This is a genomic window from Psychroserpens damuponensis (assembly GCF_000826655.1).
GTDB lineage: Bacteria > Bacteroidota > Bacteroidia > Flavobacteriales > Flavobacteriaceae > Psychroserpens > Psychroserpens damuponensis.
Genome location: NZ_JXJO01000023.1, coordinates 71,347 through 96,155, shown reverse-complemented (window position 1 = coordinate 96,155; position 24,809 = coordinate 71,347). Strand labels below are relative to the sequence as shown.

Sequence of the window (24,809 nt, the reverse complement as noted above, 5' to 3'; positions counted from 1 at the left end):
TAGTGTTTCACACTTTGTTAAACCCGAAAATTTTTAACTAACTTTTCGGGTTTTTTTATGTGTTCTTCGGAAATATTAGCATCAAATTATAAGTTCAATTTTGTTATCTTCGCTATTCAATAAAATAGAATACATCATGAGTTTACAAACTGAAGTAATGACTGCCATGAAAGCAGCAATGAAAGCTAAAGATCAAACTGCATTAGCAGCATTACGTGCTGTTAAATCTGAGATTTTACTAGCTCAAACGTCTGGAGAAGGAGGGGAATTAACCGAAGAGCAAGAAATTAAGATATTATCTAAACTAGTGAAGCAACGTAAAGATAGTGCTGCAATATATTTAGAGCAAGATCGTAAGGATTTGGCCTTGCCAGAAATAGATCAAGCTGAAGTTATTAGTCAGTTTTTACCTGAAGCGCTTAGTGAAGAAGAAATAGAAAAAGTTGTTGTTATGACCATTGAGCAAGTTGGAGCAGAAGGAATGAAAGATATGGGTAAGGTGATGGGAATAGTAAATAAAGAACTCGCTGGACAAGCAGATGGAAAGACTATTTCTACTATTGTAAAGGCAAAGTTAGCTTAGATTTTATGGTATAAAAAGGCCTCGTAGTTCAACTGGATAGAATATCAGATTTCGGCTCTGAGGGTTGGAGGTTCGAATCCTCTCGAGGTCACGAATAAATAAAAAACCTAAGCGTTAAATCAAGCTTGCTTGAATTTATAAGCTTAGGTTTTTTATTTTCAAAGCTGAGCTTTGAGGAAAAGCGACATAAGGAGCTAATCCAAACCGTTAGTTTGTCTAGTATTCATATTAAATCAAACTTGCTTGAATTTATAAGCTTAGGTTTTTTATTTTCAAAGTGGCGTATTTTGGGTGGTGGCAAAATGAAACTTAAAACTCTAAACACAAATGTATTTTTAGCATTATATTAGTTGAATGTGTCGCTCAATTTAACGTTTTAGTTGATATTTCCGAAGACCATAAAATAAACAGTACAATACCATGTCCATAAACTCAATTATTATTTTATCTCTACAATACAGTAAGCTTAATGAAGAGGAAAAAGTAATCGCTAATTATGTTTTATTGGTTGCAGCATTTTTAATGGTTATTTTTTTTATAGGTAGATTATTCTATTTTTTTGAAATGGCTTATGTAGAATATATAAACAAAAAGCTATTTTTTAATCATGTGTATTTTAGAAAAAAGAAACTCACCAATTCTCAAAAGTCTTTACTTAATAAAAATTTTAAATTCTATCAAAGATTGTCAATAAAGCATCAATCTTATTTTGAGCATAGGGTTTATAAAATCATAAGTGAAACAGAGTTTATTGGGAAGGATATTGATGTTACAGAGGAGATGAAGCTCGTGTTATCTGCTACATTAACAAAATTGACTTTTGGTTTAAGAGATTATAATATTGAGTCTGTGGAGCGCATTATCTTTTATCCTGAGGCGTTTTATTCACAAACCAATAAAACATATCATAAGGGAGAGTTTAATTTAGGTTTGCGAGCGTTAGTATTGTCTTGGAAAGATGTGCTACATGGTTATGAGATAGAAGATGATAATCTCAATTTAGCCGTCCATGAATTTACGCACGCTATTCATTTTTATTATATGAAAGTACGACGATCAAGCACCAGTGCTGCAATATTTTTGGATGCTTTTGTAGAGCTTACAACTATGTTAGACAACGATCAAAAATTAAAAACTAGGTTAGTGGACTCTAATTTTTTAAGAGATTATGCTTATACTAATCAGTTTGAATTTATTTCTGTTATTGTAGAAACCTTTATCGAATCACCACAAGATTTTAGATCTAATTTTCCGTTAATTTATAACAAGGTAAAAACAATGTTGGGTTTTAATTTTGCTGGTTATTAAAAAGATTTCAACTAAAGGATTTATGAGAGATTATGGATAAATGTAGATATAAAAAATCCTCAAATAAAAAATATATTTGAGGATTTGTATGAGTTAAATTTGTTTTGCTTAGTCAAGTCTAAAAACACCTTGAAGCATATATTGAATATGATTATTAGCAAATAAGTTATCGTCGTGGTTAAAAGCAAATTTACCAACACCTTGAAAGCTCACACCTATTCTAGGGTTTATCCATAAAATACCACCTAACACAACATTGGCAGAGGTGTTATATTCATCAATGCGAAAAACTCCTAAACCACCACCAGCATATATGTCGATCCATCTTTCATCCCATAAATGGTCAGAAAAATAATATTTTAAATATGTGTTAGTTGAAAAGTATGTGTAATCTTCAGGAACTGGATTTCCATCAATTATAGTGTTTTCAGTAAAACCATTTATTGAGAAATCTTGCTCAATTGAAAATAATCTTGACCATTTATGTTGAATACCAACCACAAAAGGATTTCTAAATTGAAAATCATCTACATTTTTAAATGGATTTCTAGAACCAAGACTTCCTGTTGCATTAATACCTGCAGATAAGATCCATGCATCTGTATCTCTTAATTCTCTTTTTGTAAGATGAGATTGGGCTTGACTATCATAGCAAAAAAGTGCTAAGAGTGTTAATACTAAAATTGTTTTTTTCATTATGATAAAATAAAGTTACGTTAAGTAAAACTTAAACCTTCATGCTTTGTAACAATTGGCAAAGTTAAAATAATTTCTAAAATTACTTGGTTTTTTGTAAATTATAATTGACTAATTTGCTGAATTTATTGACTCAACAGCCTATTAAAGCTATTCTATTTGTTATTATTTTAAAATATTTTAGATTTTATAGATTCTAAGTTGAATTAAAACTGCTAAGTTTCGCATTTATAAGCTAGTAAAGAACTATTATAGTTAAAATTAACATCATGTTTCTAACGATTTAGTTTTGATCTAAGCGAGTTGACACAATGGTTTCTATAACTTTTATTATTGAAAAATAATGTAATGCGTTCTGTGATATTGTAATAAATGAATTTAACTTTATGTGAAAATTTATGATAACCTATATGGTTTATTCTAAATAGATAACGTCTGTTTAGTTTTGTTAGTGTTACATTAGTTGGTTTAATGTCACAACAATTAAATATTGTGTATAATTTAGACAAATAGTCTTTTACGATTTTATCATGCTTAAAATCTTCAATTAGTTGAGTTTCATGACTTAATTTAAGTGTTAAACTATCACTCAAACTTCGTAAAAACCACTGTTTGTAGCGATACCCATTGGAGTTTGTTTGAACACCAATAATAGTGATCAAATTGAGGTAATAGGTATTTGGTATGTAAATATTATCAACTTTCTCTGACGTATCAAATATCAACCTATAATTGATTTTAGGTGCACAATTTGTATTTACCACCGAGTGATGTAATTCTATAGCAGCCAATTTACTATTGCTAAATTGTCGTGCTAAATGCCTGAAATTTTTTACGCTATAATTGAAGTTTTTTTCTTGATCATATCCTAAAGATTGTATGAGTTTATAAGCGTGATTAATATATTCATTTGGAATTAAAATATCCAAATCAGATATCATACGTTCACCCAAATCTTTACAGTAACCTCCAATTAATAGAGCGGCACCTTTTAAAAATACATACGGTATATTGTGTTCATTAAAGCAGATTGCAATTGCCTTAATTTCATTTAATAATGCTAGATTTCTATTGCGATTAATGTTGGTAATCTCTTCTAAATAATCTACTAATTCTTTTGGTAAATAATTTAATAATTCTTTCTGTTCTAGTCTGCAGTATGCCGTCGTTAACACTAAATGCTCACTTGATAATTGTACAAAATACTCCCAATCAATCTCAGAGCTTGTTAATGATTTTTCAAGTTCTTGTGTTGGTTTGTTTACGCACAATATTTCTGCAATAAGTTTTAGTGTGTCTTGGTATGTGCGTTTGGTTGATAACAAATTACAGTAAGAAATTTTGGTTATAGTACTATTATATGCAAATTTAAAATACGCTATTGATTAAATAACGCTTTAAATTTACTAATAGCAAAATCATTATCACTATATGTTAATTCATAACAGGTAATATCATTAAGCCAATTCATGAATTTGTGAGCATGATGTTCATTTGGAGAAATCCAAGAATCTGGAATTAAGGTCTCTACTATTTTTTCTACGGAAATGTGATGCAATTCAGACGATTTAGTCTTATCAAACTTAACATAGACAATCTTAGTACACGGAAAATGGGAATTTTTATTAGTAAAACTGAGATTTTGAGGGACATATTTAAGATTCACTTTTTTAGGACCATTGGTATGAATCTTCAAGTTGTTGAAGTTAGATATTTCAGCATCTAAAATACTGAAAGCACCTTTTTTTATTGATATTGCACTCGGATATCGGTATAGATTCGTGTCAAGATGTAAAGGCGTAAAGTCGTCTGCCAATAAATCAAAACCGTTAGTCATTAATAGTGCAGATAATGTGCTTTTTCCATTGCCAGAATCTCCAATAATCATAATGGCTTCTTTTGTGTTAGCTACAGTAGAGGCATGAAATGTAGCAACCCAATCGTCGGCATGTTTATCATGAATAGTGTTAGTTAATTCTAACGCAAATCGTCCTTGAAGAAGATGAAATGCATGAGTTGGATATCGCCCAATGTGTTTCTTGTTTTTATGAATATACAAAAAATCCTTAATTTTGAATATGTCAAATTCAGTATCAACAGTTACATTTCTATTTGATAAATGATGCTCAATTTGAGGATGTATTATACTTTCAATACGTGTGGATTCAAAATTTATTTTGACACACTTGGTGTCAAATTGATAAAATCTTTCGATGTCTAATTTTGGTGATACAGCAGATGTAACGGTTGCGTTATCATCATTAGAACCTACGTTAACTTCAATTAAAAACTTAGAGATTTCTGTAAATATAGCAGTAGATGCGTCTAAATCTCCTAATTGGAGTTCGTGCTCGAGGTGATTGAGGTAAGCATCTTTATTTTTAGATTCTATATATAGGCTAATTAACGTCCAAGTATGTTGAGGTACTACGACGTATCTATTAGACTCTTTAAACCAAAGGATTATGGAGTCGTCAATTTTACGAATGTGCTTAGGAGCTAAATCCGCTTTCAAAATTAAATATAGTATTAATCAAATGGATTTCCACCTGGATCTGGAGGCGAAGTAGCATGAGCTTTCTTTGGATTAAGAATAAGAAAAGTACCCATCGCTGTAAGAGCTGCGTACTTGCCCATCTTTCTGATAGCTTCCTTACGTGTAATTTGATCTTGAGGACTAGTTCTTTTCATTGTAATCTTATATAGTGGACAAAAGTAAGTAAAAAAATAATATTTAAAAATGTTATCGCTTTTATTTTCAACGCAATTTAATCTATAATAATCTTTTTAGATAACTTTGAATCATTACTTGATAATTTAATAACATATATACCAGTATTTACGTTAGAAACATTAATTCGGTTTTGTGAATTAGTAGTGTCAAGGTTATATGTTAAAATTAATCTTCCTTGTATATCATATAGTTCGCATATAGAGTGTTCTGATATTTGACCGTTAACGATAATTTCTTTTGATCTTGAAGCCATAAAAATATCTAAATCGTCAAAGCTATTTTCAACAGTAGATAATGAATTATCAGTAAATCTTAAATAGAAACGACCTACACCAGATAAATTTGAAGCAGGTGTGATAATATAATCAGTTGTTGATAAAAGAGTAGATGTGTTTTCTACAGTGTCATCTAAATACACTTCTACTGTATTTGGTACTGTAGATGTGGTAATGTTAAATGTTATTTGTTCACCTTGATTAGCACTTACACCTAGAGGTATTGTGACATCATTGTAATCTGTTTCGCCTACTGCTTGAATACCAAATGGTACTCCATTGTTTTGCTCAACTAGATTCGAGTATACTGAAAATGTAGGAATAGTACCGCCAAATAAACTAGAGTCAAAACCAGGGTCTAATCCTAATGTAGAGAACTCTGTAAAGTAGATGTCGGTATTAAAACTATCTGTAGAAGACGACATATTTAATTGTACATTAGTTATAGCTGAAGTAGTGCGCATTGGTATGAAATCATCACTAGAACCGATAGCTCTCATATTTGTATTGAAATTTACAACTTCACTTGCTGAAGCAGCAGCCACAAAAAATCCCTGGCCAGGTGTAATTACAGCGTTTGGGTTTATCAGTGAATATAACGTATTCCAAATCGCCCAACCATCAGTAGCTGTACCATCGTAACCATAAACTCCAACTGCATTTGTGTCAAATTTACTACTATTAATACTTAAAAATTCTGATAAATTAATATATGAAGGGTATGGGTTTCCTATTAAATTCCATTCACTTCCTCCCGCAGGCGTAGTTATGGTCTTTGGTATATTACCGGTTTCTATAGTTCCAGTAAAAGTATAAGTGCCTCCATCTGTTGAGCCAGTTCGGTAGCCAACGCCTGTTTCTAGAGTTATGCCATCATCCACGGCATCTTCAAACAACACATAATTATTAACACTACTATTATCAAATGGTCCAAAAAGGTAAAAAGGACCATTACCATTTACCGTACCTGAGAGAATATTAGTATTAGGATCCATTCTTAAATCTCCAAAGGTCATACCGGCTACAGGTGTGCTAATTAAATCATTTGCGGTTGTAGACGTTCCTGAACCTGCAGCATAATTCACATGTCTCTTATAAGTTATATCACCAGTAGATGTCGTTGGTATTATACTTGAGTATGAGTTAGATATTGATTGTAATTCAAAATAACCATCAATATCAAAATTGCCATCAATTGTTAAGGATTTTCCTGCGGCAACACTACCACTTCCTCCTGAAACTAAAGCAATGTCTCCAGTCACAGTATAATCATTATTATTAATGTCTATGTACGCATATTTAGTGTTTGCTAAAGGGTTAGCATTTACAAGTTCATCTTGTATAGGTTGGTTTTTATAGTCTATTGGGTTGCATCCAGTTGATGTTAAGCCAATACCTCCAAAGTAACCTGAGAATGTACTTCCAGAAAATGAAATTGGATAATTGACGTCGTTTGCGCCAAAAAATCCTCCACCACCTCCTCCATAAGACATAAACATAGAGAAGTAAATACCTTTTGCATTATCAATGTTAGCAATTGGAATTCTTATTTCGAGAGCAGTACTTGTAGTGAACTGAGTAAAGTTTGATGTTGAACCACCGGTTTGATCATCCCATGAAGCTCCTGTGTATTTATGATGAAAAGACTCGCCTGTAGCGTTACTTCTAATAACAAATCTGTGATCTGCATTATAAGGCATGGTTGGTGTTTGGTTGTCCCAATTTAAACCTGTCGTACTTCCATTACCTGCTGTTAAACTCGGTTGAGGATCTGTATCTAAATACACTGTGAAATGATCATAAGCTCCAAAAGTTGATCCATTCACTCTAAATGCTCCAAAATACATATAGGTGTCATCAAAAGTTACATAGTAATCTACATCATCGCCTCCCCAAATTTTTTCAGTAGCATTAAAATCACTAGAAGTACCAGAAAATGTTACTGTATGGTTAGATTGACTAAAGGATAGGCTTGTTGTAAGTGTTACTAATAATGTAATAATAAAACTTGAATCAAAGTATTTTTTCATCATGATAAATCATTTATGTTAACTCCTAAAATATATAAGAATATTTAAAGATAATTAAGTTTAACTATACTTATGAGCGCAAACGTTTTCGTGTTAATAAGTATTCAGCTTTTAGACACTTAGGGTTTTAGAAGGTCACATTTCAGAAGTTATAAAGCATAAAAAAAAGACATACTCAATAGAATATGTCTTTTTAGATTTTGTAATAAATGTTAGTTATTTGATAACTAATTTTTGAGTTTTTTCTAGATTATTATTTTTTAACTTCACAATATAAATACCAGTACTTACTGTAGAGACATCAATTCTGTTCTCTAAGGTCGTATCGTTTAATTCGGTTGTAGATACTATTCTACCTTGAATATCATAAATGTTGCAAGTAGTGTTCTCTAAAAGTTGACCAGCAACGACAACCTCTTTCGTTACTGTTGAGTTATAGATATTTAAATTATTAAAGTTTTGTTCTGTTGTTGATAATGCGTCTTCAGTATATCTTAAGAAAAAGCGGCCAGTACCAGTTAAATTAACATCTGGTGTTAAAATATAATCTGTACTATTTAACAAAGTAGACGTATTGGCTATAGTGTCTTCTAAGTAAACTTCTACGGTTGCAGGTAAAGTAGACTCGACAATGCTAAACGTAATTTGTTCACCTTGATTTGCATGTACACCTAACGGAATACTAACAGCACTTAAATCTGTAGATCCTAAGGATTGAATTGCCATAGATCGTCCTGTGTTGTTTTCAACCAAATGAGAATATAAATAGAAACTTGGTAAGCTTGCGTCATAAATAGAAGCATCGTAACCAGGATCTAGACCTAAAGTAGAATTATCATTGAAGTAGAAATCAGTTTCATAGTTTGCATCGCCTCCTTCTATTTGAAGTCTTAAATGCTTATTATTTTCTGTTCTTAAAGGGATAAAATCATCATCACCAATAATCGTTTGCATTGCTGTTGTAAAGTTTACAGTACCTGCACTTTCAGCAGCAACTAAAAATCCCTGTCCTGGAGCCATATTGTAATCTGTGCTATTGGTGGTGTTGAAATTCAAAATTCTCCAACCACTTCCAGCGTCACCATCATAACCATAAATTCCTACGGCATCTTCGTCTAATAAGGCAGCATTCTCATTTAAAAATTCTACACTACTAATATATGATGGGTACGGATTACCCACTAAATTCCATTCACTCGCTGCACCAATATTAATGGCTACAGATACATCACTAGTTTGTACGTCTCCAACGAACGTTAGAGTCGTTGTAGCAGTGTTTGTTGCTGTTCTATATCCAGTACCTGGAGATAGTATATTATTATCATTTGCAGTAGTATAGTTAATATATACGTTGGTGTCATTATCTAAAGAACCAAATAAATATGAAGGCACACCACCTATAGTTCCAGATGGGATGTTGGTATTTATGTTTCTAAACTCGCTAAAAGTTTGATTGGCATTAGTAACAGGAGCTGATACAAGATCATTATTTCCAGTAATAGGATTATTTGCAAACGTGTTGATGTGTCGTTTATAAATCACATCTCCAGTTGCAGTTCCGTCAATTATTAGACTAGAATAATCATTAGAAATTGAATTTAAATCTAAGTTTCCTGCGGAAATGTTTAAATCTCCACCAATAGTTAAGCTTTCAGTAGCATCAACAGTTAAGCTACCATTAGTTAATAAATCTAAATTTGAACCTACCGTAAAATCAACAAAACTGGCTTGCTCAGAATTTGTAATGTCTAAAGTGGCGTTTTCGATAATTATATTATCTGGAACACCTACACCTAGAGAGGTGCCATTATTCCATTCATTGAAACGATTGTATATTCCACTAATATTTCTGTATTCTAAGGTAGAGCCATTACCGTAAGTTGGAGTGAGGTTTGTGTATCCACCTTCAGTTAATACAAGTTTACCGTCTATATTTATACTACCTGTTCCTGTTACTCCTCCAGTTATAGCAAGTGCAGTTCCAGAATCAACGGTTAACGAATTTGCTCCAGTAATGTCAATTAATCCTGCTATGTAATCAGTGTCTTGCGTAATAACGTTGTTAATTGTAATCTCATCACCAGCTAAAGGTGCATTTCCATTAAACCATGATGCGCTTTCTGACCATAATCCATCTGCAAGAGATGGTGCTTTTCCACCTTGAAAACCACTATTGACTTGATAATAAGTTTCAAATTCTAACGGATTACTTGCTCCAGGATTTACAGCAGTTGCTGTTGTACGCCCTATAGATTCATTAGATCGAACTGCAGTATCACTTAAATAAGTAGCTAAAATGTTGAAACTTTCAGAATTTGGAGTAGTATTGATATTAGTAAAATCTATTGAAAATGTGTAATCGTCATCAGATATTGCTAAACTAGCATCTTGAATAAATATATGTGAACTAGCATCTAATTGAAAAAGATTAGCTGCTCCATTGTCTAAAGCAATAGCATATTCTGGCATAAAACCAGGAGGAAAAGTAACCGTAGAACGTGTAGTTCCATTATAACCAGAAATAGCTATTCGCTGTCCATCAGCAGTATCATTTAAACCTGATGTATCCATAATACCTCCAGTTTCACTATCGATGTAAAAAACGAGTACATCATTTAAAGATATCATTTCAGCTTTTGTGAATGTAAATGTGATTTCGGTACCAGAGATTGCACATGCTTCTAAGCTACCATTTCCCACAGGACCTCCAGAACCAGTTAAGCCATTTCCTGCAAATGTGTTACACGTTGGTATAATACCACAGGTTGCTGTATGAGATCCAAGATTTGAAACTGTATCTGAAGCAAAACTTGTCCATTCACTCGCTAAAGTTGGGAAATCACAAGGCGAGTTTTCAGGATCGATTGTAATTCCAGAGCATATATCGCTATTTCTTACTAAAGTACTATTAGCTGTATTATTACCGCCTTCATTCCAGCTAGAACCAGGATCACACCCAATATTACCAATAAGATCAACCATAACTCCATTTTTAACTAGAGCAACAGCGTCGTCACCATTATAAAAGTTAGATGTTGGAGTCATATCTGCCTCTGCTAAAAATTCTGTATCTGCACCATCATCACAAATAACGTAAACCTCTCCGTCAATCAAAGTACCTGATAGTATTATATCACTTGATGGTGAATGTATGGGGTTACCATTTATATAAATGTAAATGTCATATAAAGATAAATCAACATCAGCTCCTGTGCCATTATAAATTTCTAGACATTTATTATTACTAGACCCTTCAATATATTCAGAGAAAAATAAATCTGTAGTGCCACCACCAGGTCCTGCAGGAGTCACATCAAAAGATATACTTGTGTCAGTAGTCAAACTACCAGAGCTCGCTGTCAATGTATATCCTGAACCAACAGTGTCAAAACTTAAATTATTAAATGTTGCAGTGCCAGATACTGTTGCTTCTACGTAAGACGCAGAAATTCCAAAAATATTTGCTACAGAAGGTGTTAGAGTAACGTTGCCAGAGTCAAAATCTACATTAGCTTCGTCATCAACAGCCAAAACAGTTAGTGAAGGCGACATAATAGCATTAACTTCTACATTTGATACGTTTGTGTCAATAATTAAAGTTGTTGCAGTGACTTCAATTTTGTTATCGTCACCATTAAGTGTTGTTTCTGCTGATCCAGCATCAGCTAAGGTAAATACAGAACCACTAGGGTTTGCAGTAGCAGCACTCACTGTTAATTGAATTTGATCGTTATCAGTAACACTTGTATTATCAAAGGTAACATACACGCTAAAAGTTGTTGTGCCATCATCTGCAGCTTGTATATTTAAACCTGAAAATGACGTCGTCGCATTTACAGTTGATGTTTCAGCAAGATTATTAATCATAGCAGTTGAGTCATCTACAAGAGCAATTGCGGCTATATTAGCAAATCCTACAATATCAAAAGAAATGTCTGTTAAGGTAGTGCTTAAAGCATCGGAGTCTGAAGATGTTTCTCCGGCATCTTGAATAGTGAATTCTCCAATTTTTATTGCGTTAGTATCATCTAATCCACTTGTGACGTCATCATATAACGTATAATCGATATTGTTTGGTTCATCAAAACCAGATTCAATGATGTTAGCTAAGTTTGATGTCCCTTTAGTTATAGAAAGATCATAAGTTGTTGTTTGCGGATCTGCCCATGTAGATACAACAATATAATAAGTTTGTCCATTATTTACAGGGAATAATGGGATATTCAAATCTGCTGTACTAGATGAATTTACATTACCTGCTTGACAACTAAATCCTATATCGTTACAAGAGTCGTAAATGAAGACACCAGTGTAGTTATCTGTAATGTTGGTTAAATTTACATTAATAGTTCCATCTTCATCAGCAGTATATGCATATACTATATCATCTCCATTTAAATATGAACTAGTGCTACCACAGCCAGAATCTCCAGGTGATCCAGAATAATTATCTCCAAATCCATTTGTAGTTTCTCCTAAAGCAACATATGGTAATGTTCCTAAATTTATTGGGTCTTCACATGTGCTACCTTGAGGAGGTGTGATTTCTGTTGTGAAGGTAACAGGTCCTTCCCAAGTGCTAAATCCGTTACTCTCAGTGGTACAATTAGCTCTAACATAAACTTCATAAAGTGTATTGTCTGATAATGATGATACGGTATGTGGGTTACTAGATGTTGCAGTGCCATACCCAGGAGTATCAGCAGGTACTGCTGAGCCGTTTAGTTGAACGACAATTTCCCACGCATTTTCTGTGCCACCATTTGTCCAACTAATTATAGCTTCCGTATCTGTATAACTATCAATTGTTAAATCTGTTATGCTAGGGCAGTTGATTATGGTTGTCGCATCGGCACTCAAACCAGATGAATACTCTGCACCATCATACGAGTAGGCTTTGTAGTAATAGGTAGCTCCTTCGGTTAGACCAGTATGGTTATACGTTCCTGTGCCATTACTGTCGTATAGGATTGTTCCTCCTGCAAAAGAAGTTCCAACAGCTGTAGGTGATCCTGTTGGAGTTGTAAATGTATTATCTGTATCAAAAATAATGATAATATCATCACCTGCAGCATTATCATCATAAGCAAGATCTATTTGGGAAGAAGATAATGGTGTCGCTGTAAAGGTTGTTGGGTTTACTGGGCCAGATGATGCGACACCAGAGATAACAACATCGTCAATAATCCAATATTCATTACCACTGTTATTTTGCAATGTTATTCTAATAACTAATTGGGTGGTAGTTGGAATACTCGTGATTGAAATATAACTATAACCTTCAGAGGTTAAATAGCCACCTGCAGATGGTGTGAAATTAGTCTGATTATTATCGCCATCATAAGGAGTGGTAGCAACTCCTGTTCCTGTATCAAAAGACCATTTTGCATTATTGTTTCCATTGATTTCAAGTTCATCTGAAAAAGAAGCTCCACCATCCAAACTCACTTCTACTAAAACAAAATCAGAATCATCATTTCCATTTCCACTTGAGCCAGCAAATGAAGCTAATCTAAAGTCTAAACGTGTATTACTAAAAGCGCTAATATCAACTGAAGAAAATGTAATTGTAGATGTTGTGTTATTTGCTTCCCATCCTCTGCTGCCAGAAACGAAATTATTATCTCCAACAGGATAAGGTCCATCATCAGTGGAATAGGTTCCTCCTGAATCTGAGAAATTTAGAACAGGAGTTTGAGCAGAGGCTTCAAAATCTTGAAGCGCAATGGTTTGGCTAAAACCAATACTTGAAATAAATAAAAGTAATAAAAATAGGTAAAAATGTTTCATGTGTTGTAGATATGTGCTATTAATTAATAAAATAAAAAAGCCTGATAGGGCTTTTGAAATAAGGGATTACAAATATATTAATTCTTCTTAATTACAATATGAAGTAGTATTATTAAAATGTTACTAAAAAAAATTTTAACATTATCTATAACAGAAAAAGCACACTTGTTAGGTGTGCTTTAGTAGAATTTAAATTGTAATTATTTGATTAGTCGATAATTACTTTTTGAGATTTTTGAGAACTTCCGTTATTTAATTTTACAACATAAATACCAGTTGTGTATTCTGAAAGATCTATTTGATTAGAATTATTACGACTATCTAAGGAAGTGTTCAAAATCATTCGACCTTGTATATCATAAATTTCAAGAGTTGTATCACTTTGAAGCGCTCCTTTTATAAACAAGGTTTTAGGTGCTTTAGTTGTGTAAATTTGAATGGTTTCAAAGTTATTTTCTGAAGTTGATAATGCTTCCGAAGAAAATCTTAAGAAAAATCGTCCTGTACCTGATAGGTTAACATTTGGAGTAAATACAAAATCTGAAGTATTTAATAAGGTAAATGTGTTGTTCACTGTGTCTTCTAAAAACACTTCAGTGCCTTCAGGGATGTTGTGTTCTAATATGCTAATTGTTAGTTGTTCTCCTTGGTTAGCATTAACTCCTAAAGGTATAATAACATCGTTTATCGCATCGTAATTTACAGACTGGGCTCCTAACTTTAATCCATTATTGTTGGTAACTAAATGAGAGTAGATTGCAAATTCTGGAGCGTCATCATGATAGATTCCTGAATCATATCCAGCATCCATACCTAGAGTTGCATTATCATTAAAATAAAAGTCTGTTTTATACGTATAGATATCATTTGCCATTTCTAGTTGTACATGCGCAAGATTTGTGTTGTCTACTCTGCCTAAGATAAAGTCTTCTGTTGTTCCTATAGAACGAGAGTCTATATCAAAGGCAATGCTTCCTCCGCCTGCTTTAGCAGCAACTAGGAAACCTTGACCTGGAGTGATAAGCGCAGTTGGGTTCGCATCCGAATAAGCTAGATTCCAGATGGTATAACCGTCAGTTGCAGAGCCATCATAACCATAAACTCCAAAGTTAGCTGGGCTAAATTGTGTAATGTTGTCTGTTAAAAAATTCGACAATTTAATGTACGAAGAGAACGGATTACCAATTAAATTGAAATCGCTATTTGTGCCTACAGTAATTGGCGTAGTAATGCTAGAGGTTTCTACATCTCCTACAAATTCAAATGTAGACCCTGTTGGAGTGTCAGAAGCTGTTCTATATCCTAAACCTGGAATAATGATTGTGGCATCATCTGCAGTAGTGTAATTAATAAACGTGTTGGCATTATTGTCGAAAGGGCCAAATAGATACGAGAATACGCCTCCAATTGGTCCTGAAGGAATATCTGTATTAGCTGTTCTAATTACAGAGAATGTTTGATTGCTATTTGTTACTGGAGCTGATACAAAATCATTTTGACCAGTAGTAGAGCCCGAATCGGCAAATGTGTTTACATGTCTATTATAAATAACTTCTCCTTCTACATTATCTGATATTAATGACGAATAACTTGTAGAAACAGAATTCATTTCTATCGTTCCGTTGTTTATAATACTAGCGTTCGCAGTTAAAGATTGTCCAGCTGAAATTGAAGTAGTTGCTATTGGGCTAACATAGAAGTTATTCGCTTCGATATTTGATCCAATGATATAAGTTCCATCATAGATATATACATTGTCTGAACCTGTGGTGTCAGATGGTGGGTTGGGAGTCCAGCCATTATCTACATATAGTAACCCATCAAAAGTGCTCACTAAGCTAAAATTGTCAAATCCAGAATATCCAATTAAGCCATTGTTTCTAACATCTAATTGAAAACCAACGGTGTTAACAGTGTCAGGAATAGATAGCCAAACTGTGCCTTGATCATCTGTAGGAGCACCATTACCGTCAAATAAAACTACATAAGGTTGTGCAACACCATCATAAAAAAGTCTATATCTCACGTCGTCATTATTCCCGTTATAACCAACGACTTGCCAATCAAATGTAAGTTTAATGTTTTCATAAGAGCTAATATCTAAAGTAGCAAATGTTAATGTGGCATAACCTGTTGTGCCATTTCCTTCATCGTTTAAATCATTCTCACCAAAAATATTATTTGAAAATGAATTGTAATTTAATGGTGTAGCATTTGCTAAATCAATCACATCATAATAACCGTCAGTTCCCCAACCATTATCAAATGTTGCAGTGTTTGAAGTGTATGTCCATTCTGGAGTTGAACCATCAAAATCTTGAGATGCGATTGTAAGTAAAGGGCCTTCAACTGTAAAAGTGTTACTTGTGGTAGGTGCAAAAGCGCCACCATAAACTAATAAAGTAGCTGCAGTTTCTTTTTCAGTAAAAACAATAGTGTCTAAAGTCGCAAAACCATTAGTCATAGTATATGTTATAAATGCTGGATCAAGTGAACCAGCAGCGAGAACATTGATAGTTATATTATAATCTACATCTTGATTGCCATTTAAATCAGCAGCCATTACAGTAGGATATGGTTTCATAACTTCAAACTGAAATGTATCTGAAGGATCTTGTACAAAAACATATTGTGTAGCGGTAACTTCAATTCTGTTATCATCACCAGCTATCGATGTTTGAGCACCTCCAGCGTCAATAGCATCAAAAACTGATCCTAATATTCCATCTGCAATTGCAACATTTATAGAGGTTTGAAATTGCGTGTTATCTACAACTAACGAATTAAATGTAGCGTATAAATCAAACGTTTTAGATCCATTATCAGGAGCAGATAGTCCAGAAATTCCTGAGAATACTGTGGTTTCAGTAACGGTGGTTACTTCTGAAATGTTACTTGTTCCATCAAAAATTGCCATTGCAGCAATTGTAGAACTGTTAGTCACGTCTAACTCTAAGTCTGTTAAAATTGTAGTAAGTAAGTCGGCATCTGATAAAGAGTCTCCACCATCTTGAATTGTAAATTCACCTATTTTTATAGCATTACTCGTGGTTAACCCAGAAGTAGCAGAATAACTAGAGTAATCGATATTATCTGTAGGATCAAAAGGTGTAGTTACAATATTTGAATTAGAACTATTAACCGAAATAGGTGTGACGGTTCCTATAAGTCTAGCACCCGGAACAGCAATGCCAAAAGCACTCCATGACGTTTGACCTCTCACACGAAGCCATCCAGCATTTGTAGCTGCATTCCATGCGTATAGTCTAAACGTTATAGTTCCAGAAGGTCCAGAGTTTATAGTAAATCCATTAACGTTAACGATTATGTCAGTAGTAACGGCTAAGGTTGATGGTGCGTGTAATGCGATTCCTGGAGTTGCAAAATTATCTAAACTATAAAATAATTGATAATCCGAAGGTCCATCTGTATTACGTCTTAGTTTTATATCTAATTCAGTAATTTGAATATCATAATTAGCATTTGTAGATGTTGACCATTCTAAATAATCATTATTGGTTTCTGCTGTCGCTTGGCTCGAGCTATTCCAATTTCTTGTTGAAAATGCAGTTCCGTTTCTTTGTGTGACTCCAGCACCTCTAGATAAGCCTATTGAGGTAATAGAAGCGTCATTACCAGTAGCGGTTGGACCAGGTCCATTTTCTCTATCAATAGTGACCACTGTTTGAGCATTACCAAATGCACAAAACAAAATTGTTATTAGTAATCCGTAGATTTTTCTCATGATTTAAATAAATTTTAATTCTACAATCTTATTTATTAAAGATTTAATAATATTAGTTAATGAATTTGGTAATAAGATTTTGTGTAGATAGAGGGGAGCGCAAAAGTAGTAAAAAGAAAAATTCAAAAACAATTTAATTACATATTTTAGTTAAAATGTAGTTTAATCACGTTTTTTTTATTATAACTAATCAATTTTAATTTATTAGTAAGCTATAGATAGCCTCATGAAAATTAGAATATATTTGTAACGTGGATCCTTGAATTTGATATGGTGTCTACAATATGATTATAAAATTTTAATAATGAAAAAAGTCTTACTTGTTGTTGGTACAAGACCAAATTATATTAAAGTGACTCAATTTAAAAAAGTCGCCGAACAACGATTTTCTAATCAATTTGATATTAAAATTGTACATACTGGTCAGCATTTTGATACTTCAATGGCTGATGTTTTTTTTAAACAGTTAGATATTTGGCCAGATTATTTTCTAAATATTAAGCCAGCATCGGCAAATTCTCAAGTTGGTGAAATTATGATGACTTTGGAAAAAGTGATGTTATCCTTTGAGCCAGATATGGTTATTGTGCCAGGAGATGTGAATTCTACATTAGCGGCTGCTTTAACTACCTATAAAATGGGAGTTAAATTAGGGCACCTTGAAAGTGGTCTAAGAAGTTTTGATCGTTCTATGCCAGAGGAAATTAATAGAATACTTGTCGATGAAATAACCGATTTTTATTTTGTTACCGAACAGAGTGGGCTCGATAATTTATTAAAAGAAGGTAAATCAAGAGATCAGATCTATTTTGTTGGTAATACTATGATAGATACATTGTTTGCCTTTGAAAAAGATATTATTAATCAAAAGCTGCTATCAACCTATAATTTAGAGAAAGGGCATTATATCTTAATGACCATACATAGGCCAGCAACTGTAGATAATAAAACTGGTTTAGAAGCATTGTTGTCACTTATTAAGAGTTTGCCATCTTCTAGAAAAATTATTTTCCCGATGCATCCAAGGACGCTTAAGAATATTAAATCTAATGGTTTAGAGGTAGAGTTTGAAAACATTGATAATTTAATTATCGCAGAGCCCATGGATTATTTGTGTTTTCAAAATCTCGTTCATAATAGCGCCATGGTTTTAACAGATAGTGGAGGGATTCAAGAGGAAACGACTTATAAACAAATTCCGTGTTTGACGTTAAGACCAAATACTGAAAGACCCAGCACCATTAATATTGGATCAAATACTTTACTCCACTTTGATCAAAAAAACATACTAGAAGTCGTTGAAAAAGTGATTTCTGGAGATTATAAACAAGGAGAAATCCCTCAACTATGGGATGGAAAAGCAACTGAACGTGTTTTAGAAGTGATTTCAAATGCGGTTTTAAACTAATTTTAGTTACTTGTATCCTAGTGTGACGTCTTGAAAGTGTAGATTTAAACTTTTAAGCCTTGTCAAATTATCGTATTATTGCAATTAGATAATTAGGAGCAAAAGTTTCATGAAAAATTGTAATAATCTATGAGTGTACCATTAGAACTTATTGGTAGAAATAAGATGCTGTTTACTAGAGATATTCAGTCTAATCAAGACGCGTTGTATACAAAAGTATCAACATCAAAATTCTTAGTTTTAGGTGGTGCAGGTTCTATTGGCCAAGCAGTTGTTAAAGAGGTTTTTAAAAGAGATCCTTTAAAGCTACACGTTGTAGATATTAGTGAGAATAATCTTGTTGAATTGGTAAGAGATATACGAAGTTCATTTGGTTATATTAAAGGTGATTTCAAAACCTTTGCATTAGATATAGGCTCGGTAGAATATGATGCTTTTATCGAGGCAGATGGTCACTATGATTATATTTTAAATTTATCTGCGCTTAAACATGTGAGGAGCGAAAAAGATCCGTTCACTTTAATGCGAATGATTAACGTCAATATCTTTAATACAGATAAAACGATACAGCAATCAATAAATAAAAATGCTAAGAAGTATTTTTGTGTGTCTACAGATAAAGCTGCAAATCCCGTAAATATGATGGGAGCTTCAAAACGCATTATGGAAATGTTTCTAATGCGAAGAAGCAAGCAAATTGACATTTCTACGGCACGATTTGCTAATGTAGCATTTTCTGATGGTTCATTACTTCACGGGTTTAATCAGCGCATTCAAAAGAAACAACCAATTGTTGCGCCTAATGATATCAAACGTTATTTTGTAGTCCCTCAAGAGGCTGGAGAACTGTGTTTGTCATCTTGTATTTTAGGTGATAATAGAGATATATTTTTTCCGAAATTGGAAGAGTCATTACACCTAATTTCTTTTGCTGATATTGCCGTTAAATATTTAAAAAATCTAGGTTACGAACCGCATGTGTGTGAGACTGAAGAAGAGGCACGAACAGATATTGAAAAACATATAGCTAATAAAAAATGGCCTTGTCTATTTACTAAAAGTGATACAACTGGTGAAAAGGATTTTGAAGAGTTTTTTACAGATTCTGAAATTTTAGACATGGAACGTTTTAGCGGAATAGGTATCATCAAGAACGAGGCAACTTATGATAATGATAAATTAAATCATTTTTCAGATACTATTGAACAATTAAAATTTCAGAAATCATGGAACAAAAATGTTTTGGTAGACCTGTTTCATCATATGATTCCCGATTTCGGTCATAAAGAAACTGGTAAATATTTAGACTCTAAAATGTAATGGAGAATTTTAAACCTGTCACAGAATACATTAAAAATTTATATGACACACGTGAATTTATACCATTACATGTGCCTAAATTTCGAGGAAAAGAAAAAAACTATTTAGAACGTTGTATTGATACCACCTTTGTGTCTAGTGTTGGGAAATTTGTAGATCAATTTGAAGATCAAATGGTGCAAATTACTGGAACTCAAAAAGCAGTAGCAGTTGTTAATGGTACAGCAGGTATACAAGTAGCTTTGCGCTTAGTAGGTGTAAAAGCTGGTGATGAAGTTCTAACACAAGCATTAACTTTTGTTGCAACCGCAAATGCAATTATATATAATCATGCACATCCTGTATTTCTAGATGTAGATCTAGACACCATGGGATTATCGCCAAAAGCAGTTTCTGCATTTTTAGAAGACTATGGCGAATTAAGAGATGATGGTTGCTATAATAAAAAAACTGGAAGAAAAATTAGTGCGTGTTTGCCAATGCATACTTTTGGGTTTCCTGTGCATTTAGATGAACTCATATCAGTTTGTAAGGCATGGAATATTCCAATAGTTGAAGATGCGGCCGAATCACTTGGTAGCGAATATAAAGGCAAACCCACTGGGAGTTTTGGAGAGTTAGGTGTGTTTTCATTTAATGGTAATAAAATTGTAACCTCTGGAGGTGGAGGTGCAATTGTGAGTAATTCTGTGTCGCTTGCCGAAAAAGGAAAGTACTTAACGACAACGGCTAAACAGCCACATCCTTATGAGTATTTTCATGATGAGTTAGGGTATAATTATAGAATGCCCAATTTAAATGCAGCATTAGCTTGTGCCCAATTAGAACAGTTAGATACCTTTTTAGCTGAAAAAAGAAATATAGCTGAGATATATGCTGATTTTTTTAAAACTCAAAGCCTAAATTTTAGAACAGAATTGCCAAATACAAAAGCTAACTATTGGTTAATGTGTGTTGAACTTGAAAATAAACAAGACAGAGACGCTTTTTTGAAATATACTAATAGTGAAAGTGTCATGACAAGACCAATATGGCAATTGATGTTTAGATTGCCTATGTATGAGAAATTCCAAAAGGATAATCAAAAAAATGCTATATTTCTCGAAGAACGCATTGTAAATATACCAAGTAGTGTTAGATAATAAAATTGTTTTAGTAGGCTATTCTGGTCATGGTTTGGTTGTTGCAGATAGTGCAAAAGCAAGTCAAATGAATTTACAGTTCTATACTGAACAACAAAAAATGGAGGTTAACCCTTTTGGTCTAGAGTATTTAGGATTTGAGAGTGATGCTACGTTTTCTAATTGGGATAAACCTTATGATTATGTTTTAGGCATTGGCAGCAATACTATTCGGAAAAAGGTAGCTCAATTAATTTTAAGTGAGAACAAACAACTTTTAAATGTCATTGCGCCATCGTCTCAAATTTCCGAAGAAATTATTATTGGTCAAGGTAATTTTATTGCTAAAAATGCTACCGTAAACATTATGGCAAAAATTGGTGATTATTGTATTTTAAATACAGGTTGTATTGTAGAGCATGAATGTGTGATATCAAACGGTGTTCATGTTGCTCCAGGTGCAGTTTTACTTGGCAATGTAACTGTTGGAGAACAATCATTTATTGGTGCTAATGCGGTAATTAAAGAAAATATAACCATAGGTCGTGATGTTATTATTGGAGCAGGAGCTGTGGTGTTAAGTGATGTTCCAGACCATTCAAAAATTGTAGGTAATCCAGGAAGAACTATTTCATATGAGTAGAGTTATAATTATTGCAGAAGCAGGAGTAAATCACAATGGAGATATCAATGTTGCTAAACAACTTATTGATGCTGCTGTTGAGGCTAAGGTTGATTATGTGAAATTTCAAACCTTTAAGGCTGATACGATTGTAAGTCCCAGTGCAAAGAAAGCCGCTTACCAATCTAAAAACATTGGTGATGGTGATGACTCGCAGTATCAAATGCTTAAAAATTTAGAATTAAGTGACGCAGATCATAAAGAGTTAGTTACGTATTGTAACTCAAAAGGTATTCAGTTTTTTTCAACAGCTTTTGATGTAGAAGGGATTCAATACTTAGAATCTTTACATTTTGATATGTTTAAAGTACCAAGTGGTGAGCTTACCAATTATCCATATTTAAAAGCTATTGCCCAAACTCAAAAGCCAATTGTATTATCAACAGGTATGGCGAACTTAGAAGAAATTGAAGCCGCTATAAACGTTTTGGTTTCCTTCGGAACAAAAAAAGAGCACCTTACAGTTTTACATTGTAATACCGAATATCCCACGCCAATGCAAGATGTTAATCTTAAAGCTATGCTCACTATAGGCGAGCGCTTAGGAGTAAAAGTTGGGTATTCTGATCATACATTAGGCATTGAAGTGCCTACAGCAGCAGTGGCTCTTGGTGCAACAGTTATAGAAAAACATTTTACCTTAGATAGAAGCTTAAAAGGTCCAGATCACAAAGCGTCTTTAGAGCCCAATGAGCTGGTTGACATGGTTAGTGCCATTAGAAATATTGAATTAGCCATAAGTGGTAACGGAATTAAAGAGCCAAGTGCGAGCGAAACTAAAAATATTCATATCGCTAGAAAAAGTATCCATCTAAGACACGATATTTTAAAAGGAACGACACTTAAAGAGTCCGATATTATTGCTTTACGACCTGGAGACGGGATTTCTGCAATGGAATGGACGACTGTTATTGGTAAAACATTGTTAGCAGACAAAAAAGCCTATGATAAATTAAATTGGACTGATCTATCATGAAAATAGGAGTTTTAACAAGTTCTAGAGCAGATTATGGAATTTATTTACCATTACTTCGGAAATTGAAAATTGATGATTATTTTCAACTAGAAATTATTGCGTTTGGGACACATCTTTCAAAAACTCACGGTTACACATTAACCAATATAGCAGCCGAAGGTTACGATGTAATTCATGAGATAGCGTCATTAGAAGCTGATGATTCTCAAAAAGGAATCGCTATATCCTATGGAAATACAGTGCTTAAGTTTTCAGAATTTTGGCAAACTAACAGCTTTGATTTGGTTTTTTGTTTAGGTGATCGTTTTGAAATGAGTGCAGCTGTACAAGCGAGCATTCCATTTGGCGTTAAGTTAGCGCATATTCATGGAGGCGAAACCACCTTAGGTGCAATTGATAATATTTACCGTCATCAAATTACACTTGCGTCGCAATACCATTTTGTATCAACTTTAGAGTATAAAACAAAAGTAGAAGCCCTTACAGGATCCTCTGAAAATATATTTAATGTAGGAGCATTGAGTTTAGATAATATGTCGAGTTTTCAGCCCTTAGAAAAATCACCTTTTTTAGAAGCATTTGCGATTAAAAATGAAGACTTTGCCTTGGTTACATTTCATCCGGAAACCGTTGCAGTCGATGCGAACTTGTCTTATGCAAAGCATATGAGAGAAGCTTTAGCGGCAATTAGTGATACACTTAATATCGTCATTACAATGCCAAATGCAGATACACTTGGAAGCGTTTATAGAACGCAATTATATGAATTGAAAGCTCAAATACCTGAAAGGATTGTGTTGATAGAAAATTTTGGGAAAGTCAATTATTTTTCTGCCATGCATTATGCTAAAATAATGATTGGTAATACCTCTAGCGGTATTATTGAAGCCGCCTCTTTTGGGAAGTATGTTATAAATGTTGGCTCTAGACAACAAGGTAGAGCGCATGGAGATAATGTATTTGATGTAGCTTTTGATTCAAAAAGCATAATTGAAAAAACAACTGAAGCCTTAAAGTTACCTGATTTTGAAGGTAATAATGTATATTATAAATCTAACACAGCAAATTCGATTATTAAAACAATACAACAGTATGATTAATTTTAGAAATCATTTAATAACTACCGGAACATCCATTAGAGAATCATTACAACGTTTAAATGATTTAGCAAGTGATGCCATTGTATTCGTGGTTGACAAAGATGATAAACTTAAAGGGTCATTAACAGATGGTGATGTGCGACGAGGTTTATTAAAAGGAGTGACTATTGATCAACCTGTAGGTGAGATTATTCAATCAAGTCCTAGATATATAAGAAAAGGCTCAAGAGATATTCATCAAATCATAGAATACAGAAAAGAAAATTTCAGAATCATACCAGTAATTGATGTTAATGATACAGTTGTTAATGTTGTGAATTTTAGGCATATGCGTTCGTATTTGCCAATTGATGCCATTATTATGGCTGGAGGAAAAGGAACACGATTACGACCATTAACTGAAACAGTTCCAAAACCATTGCTTAAAGTTGGAGACAAATCTATAATGGAACACAATGTTGATCGTTTAGCGCTTTATGGAATTGATGATTTTTGGTTTTCGGTAAAATATTTAGGAGACCAAATTGTAGATTATTTTGGTGATGGCAAAGATAAAAATAGATCCATTCACTATGTTTGGGAAGATGAGCCCTTAGGCACTATTGGCTCTGTTTCAAAAATTGAGAATTTAGAACATGAACATGTTTTGGTATCAAATTCTGATGTGTTGACTAATCTAGACTACGAAAATTTTTATTTAGATTTTTTAAGTAAAGATGCAGACTTTGCCGTGGTGACCATTCCTTACAATGTTAGTATTCCTTATGCGGTTTTAGAAACGTCTAAAGGTCAAGTGATAGATTTTAAAGAGAAACCAACCTACACGTATTATTCTAATGGTGGGATTTACCTTATGAAACGTTCAGTATTAGAATATATTCCTAAAGGCACACATTTTAATGCTACCGATTTAATGGAGAAATTAATTGCCGAAAATAAAAAGGTTGTATCTTACCCATTAGTGGGTTATTGGCTCGATGTTGGTAAACATGAAGATTTTGAAAAGGCACAGAGAGATATTAATACTATAAAATTTTAATT

The 24,809-nt window shown here is 33.3% G+C and carries 15 protein-coding genes and 1 tRNA gene; 10 read left to right on the top strand and 6 right to left on the bottom strand.

Annotated features, from left to right (window positions below; genetic code table 11):
• Positions 1-136 precede the first annotated feature (136 nt).
• The 3 genes from TD29_RS14040 to TD29_RS14030 all read left to right on the top strand — a co-directional run bounded on the left by TD29_RS14040 (position 137) and on the right by TD29_RS14030 (position 1,891).
• Positions 137-583, top strand: coding sequence for a GatB/YqeY domain-containing protein (locus TD29_RS14040; protein ID WP_040281436.1), 447 nt, complete (start codon positions 137-139; stop codon positions 581-583).
• Between the two features lie 17 nt (positions 584-600).
• Positions 601-674 (top strand) — tRNA-Arg (locus TD29_RS14035).
• A gap of 329 nt (positions 675-1,003) precedes the next feature.
• Complete coding sequence (locus TD29_RS14030) at positions 1,004-1,891, top strand: zinc-dependent peptidase (RefSeq protein WP_052467123.1); 888 nt, start codon at positions 1,004-1,006, stop codon at positions 1,889-1,891.
• A 108-nt stretch (positions 1,892-1,999) separates the two neighbouring features.
• Here the strand turns inward: TD29_RS14030 and TD29_RS14025 are convergent, their stop codons facing one another.
• From TD29_RS14025 to TD29_RS14000, 6 genes are all read right to left on the bottom strand, one after another.
• Positions 2,000-2,587: a hypothetical protein gene (locus TD29_RS14025; protein WP_040281435.1), complete on the bottom strand. Its 588-nt coding sequence runs from the start codon at positions 2,585-2,587 to the stop codon at positions 2,000-2,002.
• A gap of 275 nt (positions 2,588-2,862) precedes the next feature.
• A complete protein-coding gene (locus TD29_RS14020) occupies positions 2,863-3,858 on the bottom strand; it encodes a nucleotidyltransferase family protein (RefSeq protein ID WP_161792622.1) in 996 nt (331 codons plus the stop codon).
• 107 nt (positions 3,859-3,965) lie between these two features.
• Positions 3,966-5,102, bottom strand: a complete 1,137-nt coding sequence (locus TD29_RS14015) for a hypothetical protein (RefSeq protein WP_040281431.1) — start codon at positions 5,100-5,102, stop codon at positions 3,966-3,968.
• Between the two features lie 253 nt (positions 5,103-5,355).
• A complete protein-coding gene (locus TD29_RS14010) occupies positions 5,356-7,629 on the bottom strand; it encodes a T9SS type A sorting domain-containing protein (RefSeq protein WP_084203488.1) in 2,274 nt (757 codons plus the stop codon).
• A 213-nt stretch (positions 7,630-7,842) separates the two neighbouring features.
• Positions 7,843-13,416: a beta strand repeat-containing protein gene (locus TD29_RS14005; protein ID WP_040281428.1), complete on the bottom strand. Its 5,574-nt coding sequence runs from the start codon at positions 13,414-13,416 to the stop codon at positions 7,843-7,845.
• A gap of 208 nt (positions 13,417-13,624) precedes the next feature.
• Positions 13,625-17,161, bottom strand: a complete 3,537-nt coding sequence (locus tag TD29_RS14000) for a T9SS type A sorting domain-containing protein (RefSeq protein ID WP_040281427.1) — start codon at positions 17,159-17,161, stop codon at positions 13,625-13,627.
• 304 nt (positions 17,162-17,465) lie between these two features.
• On the opposite strand from TD29_RS14000, the gene wecB reads away from it, so the two are divergent.
• From wecB to TD29_RS13965, 7 genes are all read left to right on the top strand, one after another.
• Positions 17,466-18,569 (top strand): non-hydrolyzing UDP-N-acetylglucosamine 2-epimerase, encoded by a 1,104-nt coding sequence (wecB, locus tag TD29_RS13995; RefSeq protein ID WP_040281425.1) that lies wholly within the window; start codon positions 17,466-17,468, stop codon positions 18,567-18,569.
• 129 nt (positions 18,570-18,698) lie between these two features.
• Positions 18,699-19,889 carry a UDP-N-acetylglucosamine 4,6-dehydratase gene (locus TD29_RS13990; RefSeq protein ID WP_040281423.1) on the top strand — a complete coding sequence of 397 codons (1,191 nt, stop codon included), beginning with the start codon at positions 18,699-18,701 and terminating at the stop codon, positions 19,887-19,889.
• Positions 19,889-21,031, top strand: coding sequence for a LegC family aminotransferase (locus tag TD29_RS13985; RefSeq protein WP_040281422.1), 1,143 nt, complete (start codon positions 19,889-19,891; stop codon positions 21,029-21,031). The genes TD29_RS13990 and TD29_RS13985 overlap by 1 nt, the downstream gene beginning before the upstream one ends.
• A complete protein-coding gene (locus tag TD29_RS13980) occupies positions 21,021-21,653 on the top strand; it encodes an acetyltransferase (RefSeq protein ID WP_040281420.1) in 633 nt (210 codons plus the stop codon). The genes TD29_RS13985 and TD29_RS13980 overlap by 11 nt, the downstream gene beginning before the upstream one ends.
• Positions 21,646-22,668 carry an N-acetylneuraminate synthase gene (gene neuB / locus TD29_RS13975; protein WP_040281418.1) on the top strand — a complete coding sequence of 341 codons (1,023 nt, stop codon included), beginning with the start codon at positions 21,646-21,648 and terminating at the stop codon, positions 22,666-22,668. The genes TD29_RS13980 and neuB overlap by 8 nt, the downstream gene beginning before the upstream one ends.
• The gene (gene neuC / locus TD29_RS13970) at positions 22,665-23,768 is read left to right on the top strand and encodes a UDP-N-acetylglucosamine 2-epimerase (RefSeq protein ID WP_040281416.1); all 1,104 of its coding nucleotides are present in this window, start codon (positions 22,665-22,667) and stop codon (positions 23,766-23,768) included. Before neuB ends, neuC begins: the two co-directional genes overlap by 4 nt.
• Complete coding sequence (locus TD29_RS13965; protein ID WP_040281524.1) at positions 23,761-24,807, top strand: nucleotidyltransferase family protein; 1,047 nt, start codon at positions 23,761-23,763, stop codon at positions 24,805-24,807. The genes neuC and TD29_RS13965 overlap by 8 nt, the downstream gene beginning before the upstream one ends.
• Positions 24,808-24,809: the final 2 nt, after the last annotated feature.